Genomic DNA, 1,621 nt, shown 5'->3' with positions numbered 1-1,621 from the left:
CGGGGATCGGGCGGGGGCGGTGGTGGACAGGGCGGCGGCGGTGGTGGCGACACGGTTGCAGCGGGGGAGGACGCTCCGGCTCCCGGTACCCGCGCGTAACGCCGTTACGGCGCGACCTTTGCCCCATAAGCGCGCGTGAACAGATCGAGCGCGCGCGCCGCCTGCTGGCGCGCTTCCTCGGGACCGGGCATGCCGACCACTCCCCAGAGCCGCAGATTCTGTTGCGTCTGGGCGAGCAGCAGCAGGTGCATCGCCGCCTGCACCGGATCATCGGCGCGCAGGTCGCCGGCGTCCATCCGCCCGCGCAGATAGAGTGAAAGCTGCTCGATCACGATCTGCGGGCCGCGGGCATAGAAGATGCGACCGATCTCGGGAAACCGCCCGCCTTCGCCGACGATCAGCCGGTGCAGCCGGATATTGTCGGGATGCAGCAGCTTGCCCTGGAAGCGTTCGAGGAAATCGAGCAGCGTCGTCGCACAGTCGCGCCCCGGGCGCAGCGCATCCTCGAGGCTCTGGCGGAAGTTCGACGTGACATCGTCGAGCACCGCGCTGAACAGATCCTCCTTGGAGGGGAAATAGGCCCAGAGCGTCCCCTTCGACCCGCCGAGCTGCACGGCGATCGTCGACATCGAGGTGGCGGCATAGCCATGGTCGAGAAACGCCTCGCGCGCGGTCGCCACGATCGTCTCGCGACGGGCTTCGCGGTTCAGATCGCGGCGGGTTTTCGGCTCGGACATAGCCGTACTATACGGTACGATTATTTATTGACAAGTCCACGACCCGGGACCATCTGCCGAGCGTACGCAGGAGTACGATGATTCAATGCGACTGATTCGATTCGCCGGCTGCACCGCAATCGCAGCCGGGCTTGCCGGCTGCGCGGTGCCCGATCTGGGGCCGCCGCCCGTCCTGGCATCCGCGGACACCTATGCATCGCGCAACAGCCTCGCGTCGAACGGCCCGGCGTCGAATGCGGCGTGGCCGGCGGCGCAGTGGTGGCGGGGCTACGGCGATGCGCAGCTTGACACGCTGATCACCGAAGCGCTGGCGGGATCGCCCGACATCGCGATCGCGGCGGCCCGCGTGCGGACCGCGCGCGGCGCGGTGCAGCAGGCGGGTGCCGCCAACCAGCCGCGGCTCGACGCCGAGGGCACGGTCGGGCTCAACAAGCAGAGCTACAATAACGGCATCCCCGCGGAATTCATTCCGAAGGGCTGGAACGACACGGGCCGGCTGGCACTCGACGCAGGTCTCGATCTCGACCTGTTCGGGCGCAACCGTGCGGCACTGGTCGCGGCGACGTCGGAGGCGGAGGCCGCGCGGCTCGACGGCGAGCAGGCGGCGCTGACGCTCGCGACCGATATCGCCGCGCGCTATGCCGATCTTGCGCGGCTCTATGCCGAACAGGACGTGCTGCAGCGGGCGAATGCGGTGCGCAGCGCGAGCGAGCGGCTGGTGAACGAGCGTGTCGCGATCGGGCTCGATACGCAGGCCGAGCTCAAACAGGCGCGTTCCGCGGTGCCGGCGTCGCGGGTCGACCTGGCCAGCAACGCCGAACAGATCGCGCTCGCCAAGAACGCGATCGCCGCGCTGCTCGGGGCCGGGCCCGATCGCGCACTGA

The 1,621-nt window shown here is 69.2% G+C and carries 2 protein-coding genes; one reads left to right on the top strand and one right to left on the bottom strand.

What is annotated here, in order from left to right; all coding sequences use genetic code 11:
• Positions 1–104: 104 nt before the first annotated feature.
• Positions 105–737, bottom strand: a complete 633-nt coding sequence (locus tag NI18_RS20045) for a TetR/AcrR family transcriptional regulator (RefSeq protein ID WP_031438953.1) — start codon at positions 735–737, stop codon at positions 105–107.
• A gap of 85 nt (positions 738–822) precedes the next feature.
• Here NI18_RS20045 and NI18_RS20040 point away from each other — a divergent pair.
• Positions 823–1,621, top strand: a 799-nt coding sequence (locus tag NI18_RS20040) for a TolC family protein (protein ID WP_037532800.1), incomplete at its 3' end; no start/stop codon positions are given.

Source organism: Sphingomonas sp. Ant20 (assembly GCF_000783375.1).
Classification (GTDB): Bacteria; Pseudomonadota; Alphaproteobacteria; order Sphingomonadales; family Sphingomonadaceae; genus Sphingomonas; species Sphingomonas aerolata.
The sequence above is the reverse complement of the archived record's forward strand: the minus strand, read 5'-3'. Positions and strand labels throughout refer to the sequence as shown.

Coding starts and splice junctions, on each gene's coding strand:
- NI18_RS20045 (WP_031438953.1), bottom strand. CDS start 737: ATGTCCGAGCCGAAAACCCGCCGCGATCTGAACCGCGAAGCCCGTCGC.